This is a genomic window from Allobosea sp. P1_B10 (assembly GCF_056406735.1).
In genome coordinates this window covers 205,849-230,298 of record NZ_JBFTZP010000001.1, presented here as the reverse complement: position 1 = coordinate 230,298, position 24,450 = coordinate 205,849, and the positions used below count along the sequence as shown (strand labels likewise).

The 24,450-nt window shown below is 66.0% G+C and carries 25 protein-coding genes and 1 pseudogene; 20 read left to right on the top strand and 6 right to left on the bottom strand.

The genetic code is table 11. From position 1 onward, the window contains the following. Positions 1-132: 132 nt before the first annotated feature. Positions 133-474, top strand: a complete 342-nt coding sequence (locus AC1D2L_RS01140) for a phasin family protein (RefSeq protein ID WP_476843972.1) — start codon at positions 133-135, stop codon at positions 472-474. Between the two features lie 211 nt (positions 475-685). Beyond that, a complete protein-coding gene (locus AC1D2L_RS01135) occupies positions 686-2,215 on the top strand; it encodes a UxaA family hydrolase (protein WP_476844651.1) in 1,530 nt (509 codons plus the stop codon). A 5-nt stretch (positions 2,216-2,220) separates the two neighbouring features. On the opposite strand, the gene AC1D2L_RS01130 is transcribed toward AC1D2L_RS01135, so the two are convergent. Beyond that, positions 2,221-3,195: a VOC family protein gene (locus AC1D2L_RS01130; RefSeq protein ID WP_476843971.1), complete on the bottom strand. Its 975-nt coding sequence runs from the start codon at positions 3,193-3,195 to the stop codon at positions 2,221-2,223. A gap of 181 nt (positions 3,196-3,376) precedes the next feature. On the opposite strand from AC1D2L_RS01130, the gene AC1D2L_RS01125 reads away from it, so the two are divergent. Continuing rightward, the gene (locus AC1D2L_RS01125; RefSeq protein WP_476843970.1) at positions 3,377-3,769 is read left to right on the top strand and encodes a hypothetical protein; all 393 of its coding nucleotides are present in this window, start codon (positions 3,377-3,379) and stop codon (positions 3,767-3,769) included. Positions 3,770-3,872: 103 nt separating this feature from the next. On the opposite strand, the gene AC1D2L_RS01120 is transcribed toward AC1D2L_RS01125, so the two are convergent. The 3 genes from AC1D2L_RS01120 to AC1D2L_RS01110 all read right to left on the bottom strand — a co-directional run bounded on the left by AC1D2L_RS01120 (position 3,873) and on the right by AC1D2L_RS01110 (position 6,043). Beyond that, complete coding sequence (locus AC1D2L_RS01120) at positions 3,873-4,496, bottom strand: NmrA family NAD(P)-binding protein (protein ID WP_476844650.1); 624 nt, start codon at positions 4,494-4,496, stop codon at positions 3,873-3,875. Between the two features lie 86 nt (positions 4,497-4,582). Next, positions 4,583-4,765, bottom strand: coding sequence for a hypothetical protein (locus tag AC1D2L_RS01115; protein WP_476843969.1), 183 nt, complete (start codon positions 4,763-4,765; stop codon positions 4,583-4,585). Between the two features lie 93 nt (positions 4,766-4,858). Beyond that, positions 4,859-6,043 carry an aminotransferase gene (locus AC1D2L_RS01110; RefSeq protein ID WP_476843968.1) on the bottom strand — a complete coding sequence of 395 codons (1,185 nt, stop codon included), beginning with the start codon at positions 6,041-6,043 and terminating at the stop codon, positions 4,859-4,861. Positions 6,044-6,216: 173 nt separating this feature from the next. Here AC1D2L_RS01110 and AC1D2L_RS01105 point away from each other — a divergent pair, with 173 nt between their 5' ends. Next, positions 6,217-6,930, top strand: coding sequence for an SIR2 family NAD-dependent protein deacylase (locus AC1D2L_RS01105; RefSeq protein WP_476844649.1), 714 nt, complete (start codon positions 6,217-6,219; stop codon positions 6,928-6,930). Between the two features lie 4 nt (positions 6,931-6,934). Here the strand turns inward: AC1D2L_RS01105 and AC1D2L_RS01100 are convergent, their stop codons facing one another. Continuing rightward, a complete protein-coding gene (locus AC1D2L_RS01100) occupies positions 6,935-7,567 on the bottom strand; it encodes a LysE family translocator (RefSeq protein WP_476843967.1) in 633 nt (210 codons plus the stop codon). 207 nt (positions 7,568-7,774) lie between these two features. Here AC1D2L_RS01100 and AC1D2L_RS01095 point away from each other — a divergent pair, with 207 nt between their 5' ends. Further along, positions 7,775-8,389, top strand: coding sequence for a cold-shock protein (locus AC1D2L_RS01095; protein ID WP_476843966.1), 615 nt, complete (start codon positions 7,775-7,777; stop codon positions 8,387-8,389). A 142-nt stretch (positions 8,390-8,531) separates the two neighbouring features. Here the strand turns inward: AC1D2L_RS01095 and AC1D2L_RS01090 are convergent, their stop codons facing one another. Further along, positions 8,532-8,882: a HesB/IscA family protein gene (locus AC1D2L_RS01090; RefSeq protein ID WP_476843965.1), complete on the bottom strand. Its 351-nt coding sequence runs from the start codon at positions 8,880-8,882 to the stop codon at positions 8,532-8,534. 98 nt (positions 8,883-8,980) lie between these two features. Here AC1D2L_RS01090 and AC1D2L_RS01085 point away from each other — a divergent pair, with 98 nt between their 5' ends. The 15 genes and pseudogenes from AC1D2L_RS01085 to AC1D2L_RS01015 all read left to right on the top strand — a co-directional run bounded on the left by AC1D2L_RS01085 (position 8,981) and on the right by AC1D2L_RS01015 (position 24,448). After that, complete coding sequence (locus AC1D2L_RS01085; protein ID WP_476843964.1) at positions 8,981-10,210, top strand: deoxyguanosinetriphosphate triphosphohydrolase; 1,230 nt, start codon at positions 8,981-8,983, stop codon at positions 10,208-10,210. Between the two features lie 136 nt (positions 10,211-10,346). Next, positions 10,347-12,113, top strand: coding sequence for an arginine--tRNA ligase (argS, locus tag AC1D2L_RS01080; protein WP_476843963.1), 1,767 nt, complete (start codon positions 10,347-10,349; stop codon positions 12,111-12,113). A gap of 97 nt (positions 12,114-12,210) precedes the next feature. Continuing rightward, positions 12,211-13,788 (top strand): SPOR domain-containing protein, encoded by a 1,578-nt coding sequence (locus AC1D2L_RS01075; protein ID WP_476843962.1) that lies wholly within the window; start codon positions 12,211-12,213, stop codon positions 13,786-13,788. 225 nt (positions 13,789-14,013) lie between these two features. Further along, positions 14,014-15,111: a TRAP transporter substrate-binding protein gene (locus AC1D2L_RS01070; RefSeq protein ID WP_476843961.1), complete on the top strand. Its 1,098-nt coding sequence runs from the start codon at positions 14,014-14,016 to the stop codon at positions 15,109-15,111. Positions 15,112-15,246: 135 nt separating this feature from the next. Further along, positions 15,247-16,257: a beta-N-acetylhexosaminidase gene (gene nagZ, locus AC1D2L_RS01065; RefSeq protein WP_476843960.1), complete on the top strand. Its 1,011-nt coding sequence runs from the start codon at positions 15,247-15,249 to the stop codon at positions 16,255-16,257. A 44-nt stretch (positions 16,258-16,301) separates the two neighbouring features. Continuing rightward, positions 16,302-17,129 carry a segregation and condensation protein A gene (locus AC1D2L_RS01060; protein WP_476843959.1) on the top strand — a complete coding sequence of 276 codons (828 nt, stop codon included), beginning with the start codon at positions 16,302-16,304 and terminating at the stop codon, positions 17,127-17,129. 5 nt (positions 17,130-17,134) lie between these two features. Beyond that, positions 17,135-17,833: an SMC-Scp complex subunit ScpB gene (scpB, locus tag AC1D2L_RS01055; protein ID WP_476844648.1), complete on the top strand. Its 699-nt coding sequence runs from the start codon at positions 17,135-17,137 to the stop codon at positions 17,831-17,833. Positions 17,834-18,006: 173 nt separating this feature from the next. Next, a complete protein-coding gene (locus AC1D2L_RS01050; protein WP_476843958.1) occupies positions 18,007-19,119 on the top strand; it encodes an ABC transporter ATP-binding protein in 1,113 nt (370 codons plus the stop codon). A 68-nt stretch (positions 19,120-19,187) separates the two neighbouring features. Further along, entirely contained in the window at positions 19,188-19,433 is a 246-nt protein-coding gene (locus AC1D2L_RS01045; RefSeq protein WP_476843957.1) for a twin-arginine translocase TatA/TatE family subunit, read from the top strand. Positions 19,434-19,481: 48 nt separating this feature from the next. Next, positions 19,482-20,036, top strand: a complete 555-nt coding sequence (gene tatB, locus AC1D2L_RS01040) for a Sec-independent protein translocase protein TatB (RefSeq protein ID WP_476843956.1) — start codon at positions 19,482-19,484, stop codon at positions 20,034-20,036. Further along, positions 20,033-20,857, top strand: a complete 825-nt coding sequence (gene tatC, locus AC1D2L_RS01035; RefSeq protein WP_476843955.1) for a twin-arginine translocase subunit TatC — start codon at positions 20,033-20,035, stop codon at positions 20,855-20,857. Before tatB ends, tatC begins: the two co-directional genes overlap by 4 nt. Positions 20,858-20,952: 95 nt before the next feature. Beyond that, positions 20,953-21,235: pseudogene (locus tag AC1D2L_RS01030) on the top strand (GIY-YIG nuclease family protein). A gap of 329 nt (positions 21,236-21,564) precedes the next feature. Continuing rightward, positions 21,565-22,869, top strand: a complete 1,305-nt coding sequence (gene serS, locus AC1D2L_RS01025) for a serine--tRNA ligase (protein ID WP_476843954.1) — start codon at positions 21,565-21,567, stop codon at positions 22,867-22,869. Positions 22,870-22,873: 4 nt separating this feature from the next. Then, positions 22,874-23,635, top strand: coding sequence for a 5'/3'-nucleotidase SurE (gene surE / locus AC1D2L_RS01020; RefSeq protein WP_476843953.1), 762 nt, complete (start codon positions 22,874-22,876; stop codon positions 23,633-23,635). Between the two features lie 135 nt (positions 23,636-23,770). After that, on the top strand, positions 23,771-24,448 hold the full coding sequence (locus AC1D2L_RS01015) for a protein-L-isoaspartate O-methyltransferase family protein (RefSeq protein WP_476843952.1): 678 nt from the start codon (positions 23,771-23,773) through the stop codon (positions 24,446-24,448). The last annotated feature ends 2 nt before the right edge of the window (positions 24,449-24,450 follow it).

Genomic DNA, 24,450 nt, shown 5'->3' with positions numbered 1-24,450 from the left:
TGACATTTATGTTGCGGTGCACAATATGAGGGTAGTCCCGGTGATGAAGCTTCATCAGACCTTGAGGACGAGAAACCTGGGCCTTCGTGGCTCGTCAGCACAGGCGGCACGTTTCGTGTCGAGGGAACGCACATGATCCAGCAGTTCGACACCATCCAGAAGGCTTCCAAAGAGAACGTCGATGCGGCCCTGAAGGCCTTCGGCGTCACCTCCAAGGGCGTGCAGACCATCGCCACCGAAGCCACCGACTACGCCAAAAAGTCCTTCGAGGCCGGCACTGCCACGATCGAGAAGCTCTCCGGCGTGAAGACGCTGGATAAGGCCATCGAGATCCAGGCCGACTACATCAAGACCGCTTTCGAGGGCGCCGTCGCTCAGATGACCAAGATGGGCGAGCTCTACACCGCTCTCGCCAAGGACGCCTACAAGCCGTTCGAAGGCATCGTCGCCAAGGCCGTTCCGGCCACCAAGTGAACGGATCCGCGTGAGGCCGCACACCTTCGGGTGTTGCAGGCTCTGTGAGTTACGTTCGCGTTAGGGAAAGCCCGGCTTCGGCCGGGCTTTTTCTTTGCGTGCGACAGAGGCAATCCGGCTCCTCTGTTTCAACCGATTGAAAACTGGGCCGCGATGGCGCATTTGTTTGATGCTGCGGCTTCGCAGCGTCACCGAACCGATGGTCCCGCCGATGCTCGACAAAGCGATCCCGCCGCGCACCCTCAAGCTGAACGGCGCCGACAATGTCGCTGTCGCGGTCGATCCCGTCGATGTCGGCGTCACCGTCAATGGCGTGACCGCGCTCAAGCGCATTCCGCGTGGCCACAAGCTGGCTCTCAGCCTGATCGCCAAGGACCAGCCTATCCGTAAGTTCGGCCAGATCATCGGCTTCGCGACGCAGGACATCCTGCCTGGCGATTGGGTCCACGAGCACAACACCGGCTTCCATGCCTTCGAGCGCGACTATGACTATTGCGCCGAGGCCAAGCCCGAATTCGTGCTGCCCGTCGAGCAGCAGGCTACTTTCGAAGGCTTCCGCCGCAAGGACGGCAAGGCTGGAACCCGCAACTATGTCGGCATCCTGACGTCGGTGAACTGCTCGGCCTCGGCCGCGCGCTTCATGGCCGAGGAGGTCAAGCGCTCCGGCATCCTCGCCGACTATCCCAATGTCGACGGCGTCATCGCGCTGACGCACGGGACCGGCTGCGGTATCGACTACAATGGCGAGAGTTTTGAGGTGCTGAAGCGCACCACCTGGGGCTATGCCTGCAACCCGAACATGGCGGCGGTGCTCGTCGTCGGCCTCGGCTGTGAAGGGTTCCAGATCAAGCGCATGAAGGACGCCTATGGCGTCGAGGAGAGCGATGTCTTCCGCACCCTGACGATTCAGGAGACCGGTGGCACCAAGAAGGCGGTCGCGGCCGGCATCGATGCGCTGAAGATCATGCTGCCGATCGCCAACCGGGCCGTGCGCGAGACTGTGCCCGCCTCGGAACTGATGCTGGCCCTGCAATGCGGCGGCTCCGACGGTTATTCCGGCATTACCGCCAACCCGGCGCTCGGCGCCGCAGTCGACATCCTCGTCGAGCATGGCGGTACCGCGATCCTCTCCGAGACGCCGGAAATCTACGGCGCCGAGCACCTGCTGACCCGCCGCGCCGCGACCCGCGAGACCGGCGAAAAACTCGTCGGCATCATCAAGTGGTGGGAGGACTATACCGCCCGCGCCCGGATGGACATGAACAACAACCCGTCGCCCGGCAACAAGGCCGGCGGTCTCACCACGATCCTCGAGAAGTCGCTGGGCGCCGCCGCGAAGGGTGGCACCAAGACGCTGGCGGCGGTCTATCACTACGCCGAGCAGGTCAAGGACAAGGGCTTTGTCTACATGGACACGCCCGGCTACGACCCCGTCGCGGCGACAGGGCAGGTGGCGGGCGGCGCCAACATCCTCGCCTTCACCACCGGTCGCGGCTCGGCCTATGGCTGCAAGCCCACGCCTTCGGTGAAGCTCGCGACCAATACGCCGATCTACGAGAAGATGATCGACGACATGGACATCAACTGCGGCGACATCCTCGACGGCGTCACACTGGAGGCCAAGGGGCGCGAGATCTTCGAGACGCTGCTGAAGGTTGCCTCGGGCGAGCGCTCGAAATCCGAGCAGCTCGGTTATGGCGACGCCGAATTCGTGCCCTGGCAGATCGGCGCCACGATGTGAGGGCGTCAGCCCTGTAGCAGGCGCAGCTGGGTCCCCCACGGGTCCGCGCTCTCGAAGCCACCCGAAACCGGTCGCGTCGGCAGGCCAGCCGACGCCAGCCGCTGCTGTCGATCCGACAGCAGGTCACCATCTGCCGTCAGCAGCGAGAACCAGGACAGCCCGGTCTTGCTCATGTCGCGCGCGCCGGCTCCTGCGCTCTGCCAGGTGTTGAGGGCGAGGTGATGGTGATAGCCGCCTGACGACAGGAAGCTCGCCGTGTCGCGCCGGCTTGTTGGCGCCAGCCCGATCAGGTCGCGGTAGAAGCGGTCGCCGACATCGACATCCCCGACGCGCAAGTGGACATGGCCGATGCGAAGACCCTCGGGAGCACCGGCATAGTCGCTATTGCGGATATCGGTCAGCGCCAGCAGATCGTCGACGTCGAGCCGCTGCGTGCTCATGACGACGCGCCCGTCTTCCCAGCGCCAGCGTTCGGCGGGCCTGTCGGCATAGACCTCGATACCGTTCCCCTCCGGGTCCTGCAGATAGACCGCCTCGCTGACGCTGTGATCGGCAAAGCCGGTCAACGGTGTCTGGTTGCGGGCGATCATCACCAGCCAGCGCGCAAGATCCTTCCGGCTGGGCATCAGGAAGGCGATGTGGAAGAGGCCGGCGGAACTGGCCGGCTCGATTGCGGCATCGGGCTTGGGCTCCAACATCAGCAAGGCGCCCGCGCTCGTTCCCAGGGTGACGCCGGTGAGGCCGCTGGCAAGCACCGACAGGCCGATGACATCCCGGTAGTATGCGCTCATGCGTGCGAGATCGCGCACCCGAAGCGACGCGGCTCCGATCCTCAGCGGGCTGAGGCTGGCGAAGCCGGGGCCTGGAGCGGGCGCCGCGACTGGTCCGCCCTCAGCCCTCGCGGCGGACGCCGCTGCTGCGGCGAGGCATGTGGCGCCTGCCAGGCGCAACAGCGTGCGTCTTGTCGGTGCGGCGGTCATCTCGTCGAACTCCAGCGTCGCACCGCAAGGCCACAAATCCGGCAGCGATGCACGTCACGACGCCGTGAGTAGTGACGCGGACCACTCGCTCTCCGTTTCTGTCGTGACGTCATCCCGATTGACAGTTCCCAAGGCCTAGGCCCAGATTTACATCGATTTCAGCGCTCGGGGGAGTAAATCGATGCGAAGGATCCTGCTTGTAACCTTGCCGCGCATCTTGCTGGGCCTGATTTTCCTCGCCAGCGCGATCGACGGATTCTGGTGGCTCTCGACGGGGACGCGACTGATCAATCCACCGACCAGCGAGCAGGGCACGGTCTTCCAGCAGGCATTGATGACCTCGGGCTTCTTCTGGCCGCTGATGAAGGCCGTCGATCTCGTGGGCGCGCTGAGCCTCCTGCTCAATTTCGCACCGGCCTTTGGCCTGGCCCTGCTGTCGCCGATCATGGCCGTGATCGTTGCGTTCCACTTCGCCATCAACCCGGGCGGGATGCCGGTCGCGGTGATCCTGATCGTGCTCGGCAGCCTGCTGGTCTGGGCCTATCGCGACCGCTACGCGGCGCTGTTCCGCTGAAGAGCGCGGCCCTGCGTATGCTGCGCCGCTCTCCAAACCATGCGCGTTGCGTCCGTTCCTGGATGAAGCGGATCAGGAGGGCTGGATTGCCAGACTGCCGATCTCAATCCTGCCGGCATGGCGCTGTATCCACTCCCGGAGCGGGAGGGGGGGCCGCGTCATACGGCGCCAGCATTTCGGGACGGGCGGGATAGCCTACATCTGTAAGCCATCCGTGGGAGTGAGCCACACGCGGCGGCAGCCCCATCTCGACCGCCTGCTCGGCGGCGGCAGACGTCACCGTGACGGGCTTCCCCGTGACGTCCGCGAGCGTGGCGGCAATCTCCGCGTGAGAGAGGTAGGCGTCGGCGAGCTCGATCTCTGCGGCGTTGAACAGCTCCGGGGCGGCGAAGGCCGCAGCCGCCACCCGCCCGATCGTATCATAGTAGACGAACGACACCTTGTGCTCGGGTGCCATCGCGATGAGCAGGTCACCTTGCGCACTCAGGCGCGGATACAGAAACTGAGCACGCAGCACCATGTTGTCGATGATCAGCGACGGCCGAAGATAGGTGCGGTACCGGAACGGGGTGCCGCGGACGCCGCGCTCCTGGCCGACTTTCGAGCGCCAATAGTCCTGCTTCATGTCGCCCGCATCTGTGTCGAGCTTGGCTTCCTGCTGGCGCACACCCGAGACGGTGGAGTGGATATACTGTTCGACACCCGCGGCGACTGCGGCATCGAGCAGTCTCGAACTCCGAGGCCGGGGCGCCGTCCTGCTGCATCGAGAACACGGCGCGCACGCCGCTCAGCGCTGCCTCGAGAGAGCCCGGGTCAGAGAAGTCGCCCTTGACCAGTTCCGCGCCAGCCGCAGCCAGCGCGCGCCGCATCGCTGTCGGGGTTGCGAGCCAGCGCGCGGACGACGACGCCATTCTTCAGCGCAGCGATGGCCGCGCTGCCGCCCTGTCCGCCAGTTGCCCCGGTGAAAAGCACGGGCCTTTGATCGGTCGTCGTCATAGGCACTCTCACTGGTGGGGGCGGGAGCGTGACGACTGGGGGCAGCACCTGCCGGCCGCTGGGGCAAGCCGGCGCGACCGCCCGCGGTCTGTATTACAGCGAGAACCCCTGCAGCCGCTCGCTGAGCCCTGCGATGCGTTCGGCGCTGACATTGGCGATCGCGATCCGCAGATGCTGCTCCTGCTCGGGCCCGAAATAGGGGCCGGGCAAGGCGAGCACGCCGCGCTCCTGGGCGAGCTTCTGCGCCACCGCGGCCGCGGGTACGTCTGCGAACGGGTGTGCGACATAGGCGAAATAGGCCCCCGCCGAGAGCACACGCCAGTCGTTCACCGGCGCCATCGCCTCGCGGAACAACGCCGCTCGCGCATTGATCTCGACGCGGTTGGCATCGCGCCATTCGCGGATACCATCGATCGCCCAGCTCACGGCGGCCTGGCCGGCGCGCACCGGGTTGATCTGGATGCAGTCCAGAACCTTGCCGATCTCGGCGAGGACAGGTTCGCCCGCCGTGATCGCTCCCAGTCGCCAGCCCGGCACCGCATAGGCCTTCGAGAAGCTGTAGAGCCCGATCACGCTGCGCTGCCAGTCGCTGGCCGAGAACAACTCGTGGGGCCGCGCCATCTCGGCCGGCAGGAAATCGCGATAGGTCTCGTCGAGCACGAGCCAGATTCCCCGCCGCTCGCAGAGAGCGGCGAAGGCGGCGATGGTTTCGGGTGGGTAGACCGCGCCGGTTGGGTTGTTGGGCGTGACGAGCACAATGGCGCGCGTGCGTGCGTCGATCAGCCGTTCCGTATCGGCCACGTCGGGCACAAAGCCGTTGGCGGGGTCGCAGGGCAGGGGACGCGGCTCGACGCCGAGCATGGTCAGCGTCATCTCGTGATTGAAGTACCAGGGCGTGGGAAGCAGCACATTGTCGCCGGCGCGCGCCAGCGCCATCATCGTGATGACATAAGCCTGGTTGCAGCCGGAGGTAATCGCGATCTCGGAGCTCTGGAACGATGCGCCGTAGAAGCGCGCGATCTCGGCGGCGTAGGTTTCGCGAAGCCCGATGTCGCCGGTGATGGCGCCATAGCGCGTGTTGTCGGGCAGGCTTGCGGCCTCGCCCAGCCGCTGCAGCAGTTCCTGAGGCGGAGCCGAGCCCGGTACGGCCTGGGACAGGTTGATCAGCGGGCCGACGCTGCCATCATAGGCTTGGGCCCAGCCTTGCGCTTGCGGGATCGGCGGCGTGCCGGTGTCGAGAAGGTCGGGGTTCAGGGCGGCGTGCGGTGTCTTGAGCATGGCGTGCAGCTTTGGAATGCGCTGCGGCGTCCGTCAATCGAGCTTGCCCATCATTTGGCTTGGACGCAGGCCGGGCTGTGCCCATATCACTATGGCTGATCGAATTTTCCGCAGACGGATCCGAGACCGTGACCGACGACGAGACCAACGACGCGATCGAGGATCTCCACGCGATGCTGCGCGATGCGGACACTATCGTCACCTTCACGGGCGCCGGCATCTCGACGGAATCGGGCGTGCCGGATTTCCGCTCGCCGGGCTCGCCCTGGATGGTCAACAAGCCGATCCCGTTCCAGGCCTTCACCACAAGCCGCGAAGCCCGCATCGAGGCCTGGCGCCGCAAGTTTGCGATGGACGATCATTATCGCGACGCGGCGCCGAACCGGGGCCATGCCGCGCTCGCCCGCCTGATCGCCGAGGGCCGCTCGCCCGGCCTCATCACGCAAAACATCGACGGTTTGCATCAGGCCTCCGGCATCCCCGACGAGAAGATCGTCGAGTTGCATGGCAACGGCACCTACGCCACCTGCCTGACCTGCGGCTGGCGCCATGAACTCGCCGCGATCCGGCCCACCTTCGAGGCGACGGGTGAACCGCCCGCTTGCATGATGTGCGATGGCCCGGTCAAATCGGCCACGGTCTCGTTTGGCCAGACGATGCCACAGGCGCAGATGCGCCGCGCCTATGAACTCACGCTGGACGCCGATCTCTTCCTCGTCGTCGGCTCCTCGCTGGTGGTCTATCCGGCCGCGACCCTGCCGATGATTGCCAAGCGCAATGGCGCCGAACTCGTGATCCTCAATCGCGAGCCGACTGAACTCGACGAGATCGCCGACCTCGTGGTGAGGGCCGAGATCGGCCAGGCGCTGGGGCGCCTGGCTCGCTAGCCTGTCAATCGCTCGTCGAAAGCGCCAGCCTCAGGGCCAGCGCCCCGAAAACCGCTCCCATCAGCTTCTGCGGCAACCTTGCAAGATGCGGCCGTGTGGCCAGCGCATGGCCGAGACGGCTCGCCGACAGGATCACGAGCCCGTTGGTGATGAAGCCCATCACGTTCAGGATCGTCGCCAGCACCATCACCTGCAGCAGTACCGACCCCGCGTCGGGCCGCAGGAACTGCGGCAGCAGCGCCAGCATGAACAGCGCCATCTTGGGGTTGAGCAGATTGGTCAGCAGCCCCTGGACGTAGATCCGGCGCAAGGGAATCGCGGCCTTGGAGGCGGAAGGGGCGAAGAGCGATGTCCGCGCCCTCAGCGTGGTCCAGGCCAGCCAGGCCAGATACGCCGCGCCGACCCAGCGCAGGATATCATACGCCATTGGCACTAGAACGAAGAGCTGAGACAGGCCGAGCGCTGTCGCGAATGCCTGCAGATAGCTTCCCGTCGCGATGCCGGCATAGGTCAGGAAGCCAGCCGCACGGCCCTGGCTGAGGCTGCGCGACGCGATCAGCAGCATATCGGGTCCCGGCGTGGCCGTGAGAACCGCGCAGGCCGCGGTGAAAAGCACCAAAGTCTGAAGATCGGGCATCGGGCGCTTCCGTTGCGAGGTGTCGTGTGGCGGCACGCTGCGAGCTGATCCTACCGCAGAATCGGTCCGGCGCCGGCGGACAATACGAAAGACCTAGAAAATCGACATCGAGGATGTGGATGAATCGGTGTGGGCTGTATCGCGACTCGGCAGCAATGATATCGTGAGATCAACGAATCAAGCCATTCGCGCGGAGATAGGCGACAAATGTCCGACGAGTTCGGTGAGAGCGGGCGACCACCAATGGGACCGATCCAGTCGCTCAATCGCGTCATGCGTCTCGATGGCCCCGATGGGCTCTCGCATGAGATCGGCGTCGAGCTCGCCGGTTATGTGAAGTGGTTCGACGTCAGCAAGGGCTACGGTTTCGTGGTCCCGGAAGACGGCGGCGCCGACATCCTGGTTCATGTCACCATCCTCAAGCGCGACGGCTTCAATGCCATCGCGGAGGGCGCGCGCATCGTTCTCGAGGCGATCGACAAAGCCCGGGGACGCCAGGCGATCCGCGTGCTCTCGATCGACACGACCGCCGCCCGCCACCCCGCCGAGTTGCCGATGGCGCGCACCAACGTCGCGGTGACGCCGACGAGCGGGTTGGAGCGGATGGTTGTGCGCTGGTTCAACCGGCTGCGCGGCTTCGGCTTCGTGTCGAAGGGCGAGGGCGCTCCCGACATCTTCGTTCACATGGAAACGCTGCGCCGCTACGGCATCGTCGAGCTCATCCCCGGCCAGACCGTGCTGGTGCGCTACGGCCCCGGCCCCAAGGGCCTGATGGCTGCCGAAATCCGGATGGAAGAAGGCGGCCCGCCAAGCTCGCACTGAGCACGGCCTGCAAAGCGTTCGCGCGATCCGCACGTTCTCGCGTCATTGCGAGCGAAGCGAAGCAATCCAGAGCGGAAGCGCGCCACGCCTCCTGGATTGCTTCGCTTCGTTCGCAATGAGGGTTTTTGTCGTCTCTGCCGACCTAGAGAGCGAACGACGTGCCGCAGCCGCATGAGCTGGTCGCGTTCGGATTGGTGATCCGGAACGATTGTCCCACGAGATCGTCGACGAAGTCGATCGTGCAGCCTTCGAGCAGGTCGACCGAAGTCTCATCGATCAGCACCGTGGCGCCGTCGCGCTCGATCACCAGGTCGCCGGGCGCTTTTTCATGGTCGACATCGAAGATATACTGGAAGCCGGAGCAGCCGCCGCCGGCGACGCTGACGCGCAGCATCGAGCCGGGCGGCTCCTTGGCCATCACGGAGAGAATGCGGCTGGCGGCGTTGCCGGTGACGGCGATGCCACGCGGGTTGACTTCGGTCAGGGTCGTCATGGCGATCTCCCGGAGCAGAAGCTCCTTGCACCTTCGTTGCCCACATAGGTAATTGCGCGACACCGCCTCGACAAGCAGGGGCCTGCATCGGGTCAGCCATGCCGAATCCACAAAGCCCCGAATTCGAGATCGGCGACCGCTGGCGGGCCGCCTATGCCTGCCGTTCGCGCCTCAGTCGGGGCCGTTTGATCGCAGAGCCGGGCTCGGCGACCCGCAATCATTTCCAGCGCGACCGCGACCGGATCATCCACAGCACAGCGTTCCGCCGCTTGAAGCACAAGACGCAAGTCTTTGTTTCGCATGTGGGAGATCACTTTCGCACCCGGCTGACGCACACCATCGAAGTCGCGCAGATCGCCCGGGCGCTCGCCCGTGCACTCGGGCTCGACGAAGATCTCGCGGAGGCCTTGGCATTGGCCCACGACCTCGGGCACACGCCCTTCGGCCATACGGGCGAGGATGCGCTCGACGACTGCATGGCTGAGTTCGGCGGCTTCGACCACAACGCGCAGACCCTGCGAATCGTCACGCGGCTGGAGCATCGCTACGCGGATTTCGACGGCTTGAACCTGAGCTGGGAGACGCTGGAGGGCCTGGTCAAGCATAACGGCCCGTTGCTCGGCGCCGATGGCCGGCCGACCGACCGCTATGCCGATACCGGGATTCCCGTCGCGATCCTGGAATACCAGCAGCAGCAGGATCTATGGCTCGACAGCTACGCCTCGGCAGAAGCGCAGGCTGCGGCGCTCGCCGACGATATCGCCTATAATGCCCACGATATCGACGACGGCCTAAGGGCAGGGCTGTTCGGCCTGGAGGATCTGCGCGCCCTGCCGTTCCTGGCCGGGTTGCTCGACGAGATCGAGGCGCTCCACCCCGGCCTCGAAGCGGGCCGGGCGACCAATGAGCTGGTCCGGCGCGCCATCACGCGCTTCGTCGAGGACGTCATCACGGAATCGCAGGCGCGGCTCGCGGCGCTCGAGCCTGCGGATGCCGACGCGATCCGCCTGGCGTCTGCGCCGGTGATCGCATTCTCGCCGGAGATCGCGACCGCAGACAGGCAGATCAAGGCCTTTCTCTATCCCAACATGTACCGGCACCCGCGTGTCGGTACGATCCGGGCCAAGGCAGCGCAGGTGGTACGCGACCTCTTTGCGAGGTTTTCCGCTGTGCCGACGACGATGCCGGCCGATTGGGCCGCTGGCTGCGACACCCTCGACGAAACCCGCCGCGCACGCCGCATCGCCGACTATATCGCGGGCATGACGGACTGGTACGCCCTCGACGAACATCGTCGCTTGTTTGACGCCACCCCCTCGCTGCGATAGGCGCAGAGCGCCATGCTTAATGCCTGAACCCCACAGCCCTCATCCTTCGAGGCGCGCGCAGCGTGCTGCTCAGGGTGATGACTGAAGAGGGCAGGCCCGCCCGAAGCTCGTTCCAAAGCGCGAAGACGTAACTGCGATGAATCTGTTTGAGAGCTATTCCGCCCATGTCGCTGTCGCCCTTGGGGAATTGGCGGCGCGCGGTGCGATTCCCGCTGGCCTGAACCTCGGTCGCGTCGTGGTCGAGCCGACGCGCGACCCCGCCCATGGCGATCTCGCGACCAACGCCGCGATGGTGCTGGCCAAGGAAGCGGGCATGAATCCCCGTGCCCTCGCCGAGCTGCTCTGCGCCGAACTCGCCGGCAAGGCCGAGATCGTCAAGGCCGAGATCGCCGGTCCCGGCTTCATCAATCTGACCCTGCAGCCAGCCGTCTTCACCGCGATCCTGCGAGCCGCTGTCGAGGCCGGTCTCGACTATGGTCGGGGCGCGGCAAAGCCGCTGCCCAAGGTCAATGTGGAGTATGTCTCAGCCAACCCGACCGGGCCGATGCATGTCGGCCATGGCCGCGGCGCGGTGTTCGGGGATTCATTGGCCAATGTGCTGGCCTTCGCCGGTCATGCCGTGACGCGCGAATACTACATCAACGACGCCGGTGCGCAGGTCGATGTGCTGGCCCGTTCGGCCTTCCTGCGGTACTGCGAGGCGCTGGGCCAGGATATCGGCGAGATTCCCGAGGGGCTCTATCCCGGCGACTACCTGAAGTCGGTCGGCGCGACGCTTGCCGCCACGCATGGCGATGCGCTTTTGGCCAAGCCGGAGGCGGAGTGGCTGCCGTTTGTCCGTAGCGTGGCGATCGACGGCATGATGGCGATGATCCGCGACGACCTGGCGGCGCTCGGCGTCGTCCATGAGGTCTTCTTCTCGGAGCGTTCGCTGCAGTCGGTCGACGGCAACATCGATGCGGTTCGCGCCACGATTGAGGACCTGCGCGCCCGCGACCTGATCTATGAGGGACGCCTGCCGCCGCCGAAGGGCCAGAAGGACGAGGATTGGGAGGATCGCGAGCAAACCCTGTTCCGCGCCACCCAGTTCGGCGACGATGTCGACCGGCCGCTGCTGAAGTCGGATGGCAGCTACACCTATTTCGCCAATGACATCGCCTATCACCGCTCGAAGTTCACGCGCGGCTTCACCGAGATGATCGACATCTGGGGCGCCGACCATGGCGGCTACGTCAAGCGCATGCAGGCGGCGGTCAAGGCTGTGACGGCGGGCGAGGGGGCTCTCGACGTCAAGCTCTGCCAGATGGTCCGGTTGTTGCGCAACGGCGAGCCGGTCAAGATGTCGAAGCGCTCGGGAGACTTCGTCACCCTGCGCGAGGTCATCGACGAGGTCGGCCGCGATGCCGTGCGCTTCATGATGATCTTCCGCAAGAACGACGCGACGCTCGACTTCGATCTCGCCAAGGTCGTCGAGCAGTCGAGGGACAACCCGGTCTTCTATGTGCAGTACGCCCATGCGCGCTGCGCCTCGATCTTCCGGCAGGCGCGCGAGGCCTTCCCGGATCTCGATCTGTCGCCTGCGGCCCTGGCCAAGGCGGAGCTCGAGCTGCTGACCGACGAATCGGAGATCGGCCTGATCAAGATGATCGCCGCCTATCCGAGGATGATCGAGGCGGCGGCAGCCGCTCATGAGCCCCATCGTGTCGGCTTCTTCGTGCATGAAATGGCCAGCGCTTTCCATTCGCTCTGGAACAAGGGCAAAGACTCGCCGCAATTACGGTTCGTTAATCAAACTGATCGAAACTCAACCCTGGCGAGATTGGCGTTTGTGCATGTGGTGCGCAGCGTTCTTGCTTCCGGTCTGGCAGTCGCGGGCGTCGCGGCGCCGGAAGAGATGCGTTGACGGCGAGTTTCCGGCAGCGCGCACAAGGTCAGGTTGACCGCGCGAAGTGTTCGGCGTTCCTATCGCCGCGCCGATCCGCGCTGGAATGGATCAAGCCATGAGTGAGCCAGCTAGAAATCGTTTTGCCCTCGATCTCGAAGATCTCGAGCGGCAGCTTCGCGGCGCGGCGCAGAGCCCCAAGCCCGGCCATGCGGCCGACCCGCTGACGGAGCTCACGCGCATCGTCGGTCAGGATGACCCGCTGAAGGACCTGTTCGCCCAGCGTCCGCAGCCAGGTCGCCCGCAGGCCGTCGCAGCGCCCGTCGCCGTTCCCGCCTGGCAGCAGCCGAGGCAGGAGCCGTCCTTCTCGCCGGCCGCCGCTGTTGCGCCGGTCCCCGAGGCTGCGCCTCCGGCGGAGCTTCGCGGCGCACTCGACGAATTCGAGGCACTGTTGCGTCGCTCCGAGCCGGCTACTGCGCAGCCGCGTCCGACCGACGCAGAGCTCGCGGCACGCGAGTATCAGCCGCCCGAACCGGAAGCCTATCAGCGCCCGGTCCCGGCCGCGCCGCAGGCGCCGGCTGCACGTGATCTGGACGAGGAAGCAGCGTCCTACGGCTATGGCTATGACGAGCCTGCGGGCGCCGGCATGGCCGAGCCCGCGCCGTATCCCGACGAGGACATGCCCGATCTGGAGCCGCGCCGCTCCTATAAGGGGCTCTGGACGGCAGCGGCCCTGCTTGCTGTTGGAGTCATCGGCGTCGGTGCCGCGATGACCTTCCGCTCGACGACGACGTCGAACAACGGCCAGCCGTTGGTGATCTCCGCCGATACGGGCCCCACCAAGGTCGAGCCCGCCAATCCCGGCGGCACCGAGGTTCCCAACCAGAACAAGCAGATCTATGACCGCGCCAGCGTCCCGCCGGCTGCGCCGACCAAGGTCGTCAGCAGCAGTGAGCAGCCTGTCGATGTCCAGCAGGCCGCGCGTTCCATGGCGCCGCGAGTCGTGCTGCCGGGTCCGGGCTCCGCTGGCTCGAACGGCACCGATGGCACGACCAACCCGCTTGCACAGGCGCCCGCAGCGCCGACGCAATCGGCGACCCCTGCCGAGCCCGCTTTGACCGCGGTGCCTCCGGTTCCCGGTCTCGGTGAGCCGCGCAAAGTCCGGACCGTCGCGATTCGGCCCGACGGCACGCCCGCCGGTGCAGGCAGCGTCGCCAACAACACGGCGCCGATGGTCACGGGGTCGGCCCCGTCGCGCTCTGCGCCGTCGATGGCGATGGCCAATCCGGCGTCGCCCGCCGACACCCCGCGCCCGGCTGCCAAAGTCCAGGAGCGCGCTTCGGCACCCGCCACCACGCCGGCCCCGACGCCTCCGGTGCGGGTTGCCGTCGCGCCGCCTGCGGCTGCCCCGGCCGCGACGCCGTCGACCGCGGCGATCCGCAGCGGGACCGGCGACTTCACGGTCCAGCTTGCAGCCCCGGGCAGCGAGGCCGAGGCGCGCGCGACATTCGCAGCGCTGGTGCGCAAGTATCCCGACCAGCTTCGCGGCCAGAACCCGATCGTCCGCAAGACCGATCTGGCCGGCGGCAAGACGGTGTTCCGCCTGCGCGTCGGTCCCTATTCCCGCGACGACGCGACCACGATGTGCACGGCGCTGCAGGGCGCCGGCGGCCAGTGCTTCATCTCGAAGAACTGATCGGCCCATCCATGCTCATCGAAAGCCGGCGGCGCACCCAGCGCCGCCGGCTTTCGGCGTTTTCGGACCGGCCTCTGGCGGTCAGGTGAATGTGACGGGCCAGGGGTCTTGCGTATCGGGTGTATTGGGTCTGACGATCGGTTATCGTGTGGCCTCGCAGCATTGCGTGCCCTATTTCGATAACGTGAGGCTGGGACTTCGAACTCCGGAAACGTCGAGGACACCATGGATCGTCGCACATTCGTCAAGTCGGCCGGCGCGGGCACGGCCGCCGGCGCCGCCACCATCGCCGCCCCGGCGATCGCGCAGTCCCAGCCCAAGATCAACTGGCGCCTGACCTCGAGCTATCCCAAGAGCCTGGACACTCTGTTCGGGCTCAGCCCGCAGGTCGCCAAGCGCGTCGCCGAACTGACCGACAATAATTTCCAGATCCAGGTGTTTGCTCCCGGCGAGATCGTGCCGGCGTTGCAGGCGCTCGACGCCGTCCAGAACGGCACTGTCGAGTGCAGCCACAGCCTGTCGAGCTTCTATATCGGCAAGGACCCGGCCTTCGCCTTCGAGACCTCGCTGCCCTTCGGCCTCAACACGCGCCAGCAGAACGCCTGGCTCTACTCCGGCGGGGGCCTCGAGCTCTGCCGCAATTTCATGAAGACCTATAACTGCCACACGATCCCGTCGGGCAATACCGGCGCCCAGATGGGCGGCTGGTTCCGCAAGGAGATCAAGACGCTCGACGACCTCAAGGGGCTGAAGTTCCGGATCGCAGGCCTCGGCGGCCGGATCATGGCCAGGCTCGGCGTCGTGCCGCAGACCATCGCCGGTGGCGACATCTATCCGGCGCTGGAGCGCGGCACGCTCGATGCCGTCGAGTTCTCCGGCCCGCTCGACGATGAAAAGCTCGGCTTCCAGCGCGTCGCAAAATATTACTACTATCCCGGCTTCTGGGAGGGCTGCGCCAATGTCAGCTTCCTGGTGAACCTCGACAAATGGAACGGCCTGCCGCCCTCCTACAAGGCGGCGCTGGAGGCCGCCTGCGCAGAGGCCAACGCGCTCTGCATGGCGAAATACGACCACGGAAATCCGGACGCGCTGGTGCGGCTGGCGGGCGCGGGGGCGGAATTGCGGCCCTTCCCGCAAGAGGTGATGCAGGCCGCCTTCAAGGAGGCGCATGCGCTTTATGCCGAACTCGCCGCCAGCAACCCGAACTTCAAGACCTTCTATGATTCGTTCCTGCCCTACTGGAAGAAGGAACAGCTCTGGTTCCGCGTCGCCGAGCTGCCCTTCGATGCCTTCAACGCCCAGATGGCGCAGCAGATGCGCTGAACCTCGGAGTCATGCCAGCGCAGCGAGGCAATCCAGGAACGTGGCCTTGCCGTCCTCTGGATTGCGTCGCTGCCGACGCATCCTGCGATGACGGGAGTGCTTGACCGCCGCCGCGCCGCTTCCTACGCCTGAGGCATGACCTCGCGCGCATTCATCGCCGGCTGCCTCGGCACGACTCTCACCCCCGACGAACGGGCGTTCTTCAAGGACGCCCGTCCCTGGGGCTTCATCCTGTTCAAGCGCAACACGCAGAGCCCGGAACAGGTCGCGGCTCTGACGGCCGAGATGCGCGAGACCGTCGGCTGGCATGCCCCGATCCTGATCGACCAGGAGGGTGGTCGCGTCCAGCGCATGGGGCCGCCGCACTGGCCGGCCTATCCGCCGGCACGCGCCTTCCTGGGGATCAACGATCCCGTCCAGCAGCGCGAACTCGTGCGGCTTTCCGCGCGGCTGATGGCCCATGACCTCAAGAGCGTCGGCATCGATGTCGACTGCCTGCCGGTGCTGGACGTGCCCGGTGCGGGCAGCCACGACGTCATCGGCAACCGCGCCTATGCCCACGATCCCGATCAAGTCGCACGCCTCGGGCGTGCGGCGGCGGAGGGGTTGATGGCGGGCGGCGTCCTGCCGGTGGTCAAGCACATGCCCGGCCATGGTCGTGCCAAGGCCGACAGCCATCACGACCTGCCTGTTGTCGATGCCTCGCTCGAAGAGCTGCGCGGCCATGATTTCCGGCCGTTCCGGCACCTTGCGGACATGCCGATGGCGATGACGGCCCATGTCGTCTTCACCGCGCTCGATGCAAGGCATCCCGCGACGGTGTCTCGCAAGATCGTCAGCGAGATCATGCGTGGCGAACTCGGTTTCGACGGCCTGATTATGACCGACGACATCTCGATGAAGGCGCTCTCGGGGGGCTTTGCCGAGAAGAGCCGGGCCGCGATCCGGGCAGGGGTCGATGTCGTGCTGCATTGCCACGGCATCATGGACGAGATGGTTGCGGTCGCCGGTGCGGTGCCGGAGATGAAGGGCGCAAGAGCGCGCCGCGCTGCCATGGCGCTGGCGCGCATCCGGCACGAGCCCGAACCTGTCGATCTCGATGCCGCGCGAGCGCAGATCGCGGCAGCCCTTGCCTTGAGCGCGTGATCGTCGGACGTTGACGCGGGGCGATCTTGGGGGGCGGGCCTGACATGGCAGCTGAGCTGCCATTCGACGATGACAGGCCGCGCCGTGGCAAGGGCGACGGCGAGGGTGAACCTGCGCTCGTCGTCGACGTCGACGGCTATGAAGGGCCGCTCGACCTTCTGCTCGATCTGGCGCGCCGGCAGAAGGTCGATCTGCACCGCATCTCGATCCTGGCGCTGGCCGAGCAGTATCTTGTCTTCGTTGAGCAGGCGCGGGCGCTGCGTCTCGAACTCGCGGCCGACTATCTCGTCATGGCCGCTTGGCTGGCCTATCTCAAATCGCGACTGTTGTTGCCCGAGCCGCCGAAAGGCGAGGAGCCGAGTGCGGCCGACCTCGCCACTGCGCTGGCGCTGCGCCTGCGTCGCCTCGAGGCGATCCGGGCGGCAGCCCGCAAGCTGGCATCACGCGAGCGGCTTGGGGTCGATGTTTTCGCGCGGGGCGCGCCGGAGGCGGTCGTCGCCGGCAGCCGTCCGGTCTGGGAGGCGGAGCTCTACGATCTCCTTGCCGCTTACGCCCATCAGCGCCAGAAGCGCGTCCAGGGCCATATCTCGGTCGGCCATCGTGTGGTCTGGTCGCTTGTCGAGGCGCGCGACGCGCTCAGGCGCCTGGTCGGCGAAGCCGGGGACTGGACCGCGATCGACCCCTATCTCACGCGCTACATGGCAGCGCATGGCCTGCCCGCGAAGGATATGTCCGCGACCGTCCGCGCCTCGGCGCTTTCTGCCATGCTCGAGATGGTCAAGGAGGGCACCCTCGACCTGCGCCAGGACCACGCATTCGCGCCGCTTTATATGCGCCGCCGCTCGGCGCGGCCACCGAGCCTGCCTATATGATCCCAATGAATACGGCTCAACGGATTGACGAGGACGACGACGGGCCGGAGGAGGCCTTCGCACTGGCGCTGCGCATCGTCGAGGCGCTGCTGTTCGCATCCGCCGTGCCGCTCCCGGCGGAGGAACTGACGCGCTCGGTCCCGGCCGGCATTGATATCGAGCAACTGCTCGCACGGCTGACGGAACTGTATGCGGGGCGCGGGGTCAATCTGCGACGTGTTGCCGGCGGATTCGCCTTCCGGACCGCGCCCGATCTCGGCTATCTCCTGGCTGCCGACGTCGAACCGCCCCGCAAACTGTCGCGCGCGGCGCTCGAGGTGCTGTCGATCATTGCCTATCACCAGCCGGTGACCCGCGCCGAGATCGAGGAGATTCGTGGCGTCGCGACCGCCAAGGGCACGCTCGATATCCTGCTGGAGGCGGGCTGGGTCAGGCTGCGCGGCCGGAGACGCACGCCGGGGCGCCCCGTGACCTATGGCACCACGCCGGGCTTCCTCGACCATTTCGGGCTAGATCGCATCGACGACCTGCCCGGACTCGAGGAGTTGAAGGGTTCGGGCTTCATCGAGGGCCGGCTGACCAAGGACCTGGCGATGCCGATCCCCGACGATGATCCAGACCTTCGCGCCGACGAGGACCCGCTGGGGGATCTGTTCAGCCCGCTTGACGAGGGCGATGACGGGCCGCACAGGGCGGATGAGTAGTCGGTAGTCGACTTCCGGGTCCTGATCCTTCGGATGCGGCGGTCCCCCTGCCTGCGGTCGCCCGGGATGACAGAGCGCATCGATCTGGTATTCCAGCCGACTGACATCGTTCGCTGTCTGATCGGCCAGACTCTCGGGACGCCGACTTTTGGCCGGTACATGAAGGATAGGTTTTGACCCTGAGCGACTCCAGATCACGCTGGCTGAGTTGGGGCCGGCGCGGGACGGCCGGCGCGGCGATCCCGATGGCGCTCGGCTTTCGCAATGTCAGCCAGCGCTTCGGCGACGTTTCCGCGCTTGAGGATGTCAGCTTCGCTGTCGAGCCCGGCGAGATCGTCGCGCTGCTCGGCGAATCGGGTTGCGGCAAGACGACGCTGCTGCGGCTGGCCGCGGGCGTCGAGCGCCCGACCACAGGCTGCGTGCTGCTCGAAGGGCAGGATGTCTCGTCGCCCGGCAGCTTCGTCGAGCCCGATCGACGCGGCATCGGCCTCGTATTCCAGGATTACGCGCTCTTTCCCCATCTGAGCGTGCGCGAGAACGTGCGCTTCGGACTGCGGGACAGCGGCGCCGTCGCAGCCGATGCCACGGCGCTGCGCGCGCTCGCCCGCGTCGGTCTCGCCGATCTCGCCGACGCTTATCCCCATATGCTTTCGGGCGGCGAGCAGCAGCGCGTCGCGCTGGCGCGCGCGGTCGCCCCGCGCCCGGGCGTGCTCCTTATGGACGAACCCTTCTCCAATCTCGATCGGCGGCTGCGCGATGTCGTCCGCGACGAGACAGCCGCCTTGCTCCAGGAAACGGGCGCGACGTCGATCATCGTGACGCATGATCCCGAGGACGCGATGCGCATCGCCGACCGGATCGTGCTGATGCGGGCAGGGCGCGTCGAGCAGCTCGGGACCGGCGAAGAGCTCTACCACCGACCCAAAAGCCTCTTTGCCGCCCGATTCTTCTGCGATTTTACGGAAGTCGAGGGACGCGTCGCACGCGGCGCGATCGATACCCCGCTCGGGCGATTTCCGGCTCCCGGCCTTCGGGACGGCACTGAGGCCGTGGCCTGCATCCGGCCACATGCGATCCGGCTGGTGCCCAAGGGTTTCTATCTGGCCGGCAGGGTGGTGACGCGCCGTTTCCTGGGCGAAGTCGATCATGTTCTGCTCGCCATCGACGGCTTCGATCACCTGCTTGCGGCGCGATTGTCACTTGCGGGCCGAATTCGCGAAGGCGACGAGGTCGGGATCGAGATTCCCTCTGATGAAGTTCTTGTGTTCCCTGCGGGGGACACATAGGTTCCGCCGCAAGCACTTGGACCGGGTTCGAAAAGCCCGGCCGCAGGACATTCGTAAGGGAGACCGCCATGGGTGGCGTCAGTATCTGGCACTGGATCGTCGTCGGCGTCATCGTGATGCTGCTGTTCGGGCGCGGCAAGGTTTCCGAGCTGATGGGCGACGTCGCCAAGGGCATCAAGTCGTTCAAGAAGGGCATGGCCGAGGACGACGAGGCGACCCCGCCTGCGCCGAGCGCGGCCCCGGTCGATCCCAAGATCATCGACCATGCGGCAACCACCAATCCCGCTCCGGCCAAGGCCGAGCACAAGGCCTGATGGCGCGTCCTTCGCCGCAAGGCGAGGGGCTGAGAGGACGAGCCGTCGATGTTCGACATCGCCTGGAGCGAATTGATGCTGATCGGGGCGGTTGCGCTCGTCGTGATCGGCCCCAAGGATCTACCCAAAGCCCTGCGCACCGTCGGACAGACGGTGGGCAAGGTCCGCCGCATGGCCAGCGAATTCCAGGGCCAGTTCAACGACGCGATGCGCGAAGCCGAACTCCACGACCTGAAGAAGCAGGTCGTGGATGTCGGTGGTTCCGTGTCGAGCGCGATGAACCCGGATTTCAAGCCGATCGAGATGCCCAAGGATGAGCCGCCGGCCTCGACGGGCCTCGACGACGTCGCGCTGAAGGAGGCCGAGGCGAAGCTCGCCGACCTGCCATTGCCAGAGCTTCCGCCGGTCGAGATCGCGCCCGTCGAGATCACGCCTCCCGTGGTCGAGGAGCAGGCCAAGCCAAAGCGTCGCCGCAAGGTCGCCGCCGAAGTCGCTGCAGCCGACGTCTCTGAGCCCGTGGTCGTCGCAGAACCGGTTCCGGCGAAGGCCCCGCGCAAGCGCAAGGCCAAGGTCGCAGAACCCGATGATGGGAGTGCGGCATGAGCGTCGCCAATCTCAAAGACGGCGAAGACGAGATCGAGGCCTCGCGCGCTCCGCTTATCGATCACCTGATCGAACTGCGCTCGCGGCTGATCAAGTCGCTTATCGCGTTCCTGATCATGTTCTTCATCTGCTTCGCCTTTGCGACGCAGATCTACAACCTTCTGGTCCTGCCCTATGTCTGGGCCGCCGGGCCGGGCGCGAATGTGCAGCTGATCTACACGGCGCCGCTGGAATATCTCTTCACACAGATCAAGATCGCAGCCTTCGGCGCAGGCTTCTTTGCCTTCCCGGTGATCGCGACCCAGATCTACAAGTTCATCGCTCCGGGCCTCTACAAGAACGAGAAGCAGGCCTTCGCGCCCTATCTCGTGGCGACGCCGTTCTTCTTCGTGGCCGGCGCCGCGATGGTGTTCTTCTTCGCCATGCCGGTGCTGATGAAGTTCTCGATCGGCATGCAGCAGGCCGCCACTGACGGGCAGGCCGGCATCGCGCTCCTGCCGAAGGTCAGCGAATATCTTTCGCTGATCATGACGCTGATCTTCGCCTTCGGCGTCGCCTTCCAGCTGCCGGTGATCCTGACCCTGCTCGGCCAGGCCGGCATCATCGATTCGCAGTTCCTCAAGGACAAGCGCCGCTACGCGATCGTCTTCGTCTTCGTGGTCGCCGCGGTGCTGACGCCGCCGGACGTGATCTCGCAGCTGATGCTCGCCGTGCCTATGCTGATCCTCTACGAAGTGTCTGTCTTCTCGGTGCGCCATGTCGAGCGAAAGCGTGCGGCAGCGAAAGCCGCCCAGGAAGCTGCTGAGAAGGCGGCGGAGTAGGCTCAGTCCTCCGCGTCATCTCGGGCTTCACGCGGCGAAGTCGCGAATTGCGCAGCTGAGCCGTTTGTCCATGATGACACACGGGGGAGCGGCCTATGTGGGTGTACATTATGGCCAGTGGCTGGAATGGCACCCTCTACATTGGTGTCACAAACAACCTGATCTGACGCATCGGCGAACATAGGGATGGACGCGGGTCAGCTTTCGCCAGGCGCTATGGGGTCGGTCATCTCGTGTATGCAGAGCTTCGAGCGGGCCGACGAGGCCATCGCGCAAGAGAAGCTCATGAAGCGCTGGCGCCGGGAGCGGAAGAAAGCGCTGATTGAGCAAGCCAATCCAGCGTGGCGTGATCTTTGCGACATGACCCACCGCGATTGACGAGGCACGCCCTTCCGCCAAACGTCCACGTCATCCTGGGCTTCGCGCAGCGAAGTCCCGGGATCCATCGCGAGGCGCTGTCGATCCCTAGGATGGATCCCGGAGCTGCGCCGCTGCGCGGCTTGTCCAGGATGACGGGCGCGAGCGCGAGCCGCTGGGGATGTCCATCAGATCGGTGGCCGGAATGGCGTGCGCTACCGGCGTAACCGAGAATCGCCTCCGTCATCCCGCCGATCGCACGCCTCCCGACGATGTTGGTGGTTCCCTCGCACCCGATCCCGGTCTAGAGCATCACGCGATATCTTCAGCGATTGCGTGGCTTGAGAGCGATGTACGACATCAAATGGATTCGCGAGAACGCCGAGGCGTTCGACACCGGCTTGAAGCGGCGTGGGGCAGAGCCCCTGTCGGCCTCGCTGCTTGCGCTCGACGATACCAGGCGCTCGGCCATCGCGAAGGCGCAAAGCTCGCAGGAACGGCGCAATGCGCTGTCGAAGGAGATCGGCAAGGCGATGGGCGCCAAGGATGCAGCCCTCGCCGACACGCTGAAGGCCGAGGTGGCTGCGCTCAAGGAGCTGCAGCCGGCGCTCGAGGCTGAAGAGAAGGCCGCCAAGGAGGCTCTCGACTTCCAGCTTGCCGCGATCCCCAACGTGCCACACGACGATGTGCCCGATGGCGCGGACGAGCACGACAATGTCGTCAAGTCCGTCCATGGCGAAGCGCCCGAGAAGGCTGGCGGCCGGCTGTTCGGCTTCAATCAGCTGAAAGAACATTTCGAGCTGGGCGAAGCGCTTGGCCAGATGGATTTCGAAACGGCGGCAAAGCTTTCGGGCTCGCGTTTCGTCGTGCTGAACGCCGGAGTTGCCCGGCTCAGCCGCGCCATCGGCCAGTTCATGCTCGACAATCACACCGAGGAGCACGGCTACACCGAGGTGAATCCGCCGCTGATGGTGCGCGATGACGCGATGTTCGGCACGGCGCAGCTGCCGAAGTTCCGGGACGACCAGTTCCGGGCGGGCGACGATCACTGGCTGATCCCGACCGCGGAAGTCCCGCTGACCAACCTCGTGCGCGAGTCCATCCTTTCGGAGGAGGAACTGCCGCGGCGCTTCACCGCGCTGACCCCGAGCTTCCGCGCCGAGGCCGGCTCGGCCGGTCGCGATACGCGCGGCATGCTGCGCCAGCACCAGTTCGAAAAGGTCGAGCTCGTCTCGATCACCACCCCTGAGAAATCGCGCGAGGAGCACGAGCGCATGCTCGCCTGCGCCGAGAACATCCTGAAGAAGCTCGATCTGCATTATCGCGTGATGACGCTCTGTGCCGGCGATATGGGCTTTGCCTCGCAGAAGACCTTTGACCTCGAGGTCTGGCTGCCGGGCCAAAAGACCTATCGCGAGATCTCGTCCTGCTCGGTCTGCGGCGATTTCCAGGCGCGGCGGATGAATGCCCGCTATCGTCCGGCCGAGGGCGGCGCGCCGCGCTTCGTGCATACGCTCAACGGTTCGGGCACGGCGGTCGGCCGTGCGTTGATCGCGGTGATGGAAAACTACCAGAACGCCGACGGTTCGATCACGGTGCCGGATGCGCTTGTTCCCTATATGCGCGGCGTGACCCGCATCGAAAAGGTGGCCTGACTCCATGCGTATCCTCGTCACCAACGATGACGGTATCCACGCCGAGGGCCTGGCCGTTCTGGAAGAGATCGCCCGCCAGCTTTCGGACGATGTCTGGGTCGTCGCGCCCGAGACCGACCAGTCGGGCGTCGCCCACTCGCTGTCGCTGTCCAATCCGCTGCGCCTGCGCCAGATCGAGGAGAAGCGCTTCGCGGTGGCCGGCACGCCGACCGATTGCGTGATCATGGCGGCGCGCTCGATCCTGATGGATCACCGTCCCGACCTCGTGCTCTCGGGCGTCAATCGCGGCCAGAACGTCGCCGAGGACGTCACCTATTCCGGCACCATTGCGGCCGCGATGGAGGGCACTCTGCTGGGCATTCCGTCGATCGCTGTCAGCCAGGCCTACGGCGCCCAGGGGAGGGACCAGATCCACTGGGATTGCGCGCGTCACCATGCACCCGGCATCATTCGCCGGCTGCTCGATGAAGGCATCCCGAAGGACATCCTGTTCAACCTGAACTTCCCGAACGTGCCGCCGGCCGAGGTCGCTGGCGTTGCGGTCACGGTACAGGGTCGGCGCGACCAGGAGCTCGTGCGGCTGGAGCCGCGCAAGGATGGGCGTGGCAATCCGTACTTCTGGATCGCCTTCCAGCGCGGCAGGACCGAGCCTGCCAACGGCACGGATCTCAGGGCGTTGTCCGAGCGCAAGATCTCGGTGACGCCGCTCGAGCTCGACTTGACCCATGAACCGACCTTGACCCGCTTCGCGCAGGTGTTCGCTTAACTCCATGTCCACCACCACGGCCCTCATCCTGAGGAGCAGCGAGGCGGCGTCCCGACGGGCGCTGCAGCGCGGCGTGGGACATCCTCTGTGGCGCGGCCCTGAGGGTGCTCCCGAGGATCGGGGCTGAGGATGGCGATGGCGCTCGAAGACACCGACGAGACCCAGGCTTCGAGCGAAGGCGAGCGCACCGTCGCCTTCCTGTTGTCGCTGCGCGCGCAGGGCGTCCGCGACCTGACCGTGCTTCGGGCGATGGAGCGGGTCGCCCGGGAGCGCTTCGCGCCCTCGCGCTTTGCTGATCTCGCACGCCAGGACGTTTCGGTACCGCTGCCCTGCGGCCAGACCATGACCGCACCTCACACCGTCGCCAATCTGCTTACCGCCCTCGAAATGCAGCCCGGCGCGCGAGTGCTCGAGATCGGCACCGGTTCCGGCTACGTAGCGGCGCTGCTCGCAGCCATGGGCGGGGAGGTGGTCTCGCTCGAGCGCTACCGCACGCTGGCACTGGCGGCCCATGAGCGCATCGGCGGCAGCGGCTACGAGAAGGCCGTCGATCTGCGCCACGCAGACGGCTTTCAGCCCGACCGGACTCTCGGCCGCTTCGACCGCATCCTCGTCAACGGCGTCACCAATTCCGTGCCGGAAGCACTGCTGATGCGTCTGTCGCCGAATGGCCGGCTTGTCGGCGCCTTGCGGGTCGAAGGCATTTCGCGTCGCGTCGTGGTGACCAGGCAGGCCGACGACACCTTCGATCATGCGCTAGGGCCGATGCTGCGGCTGGCCCCGCTCGCGCCCGGGTTGGCGCGCGCTCTGTAAAT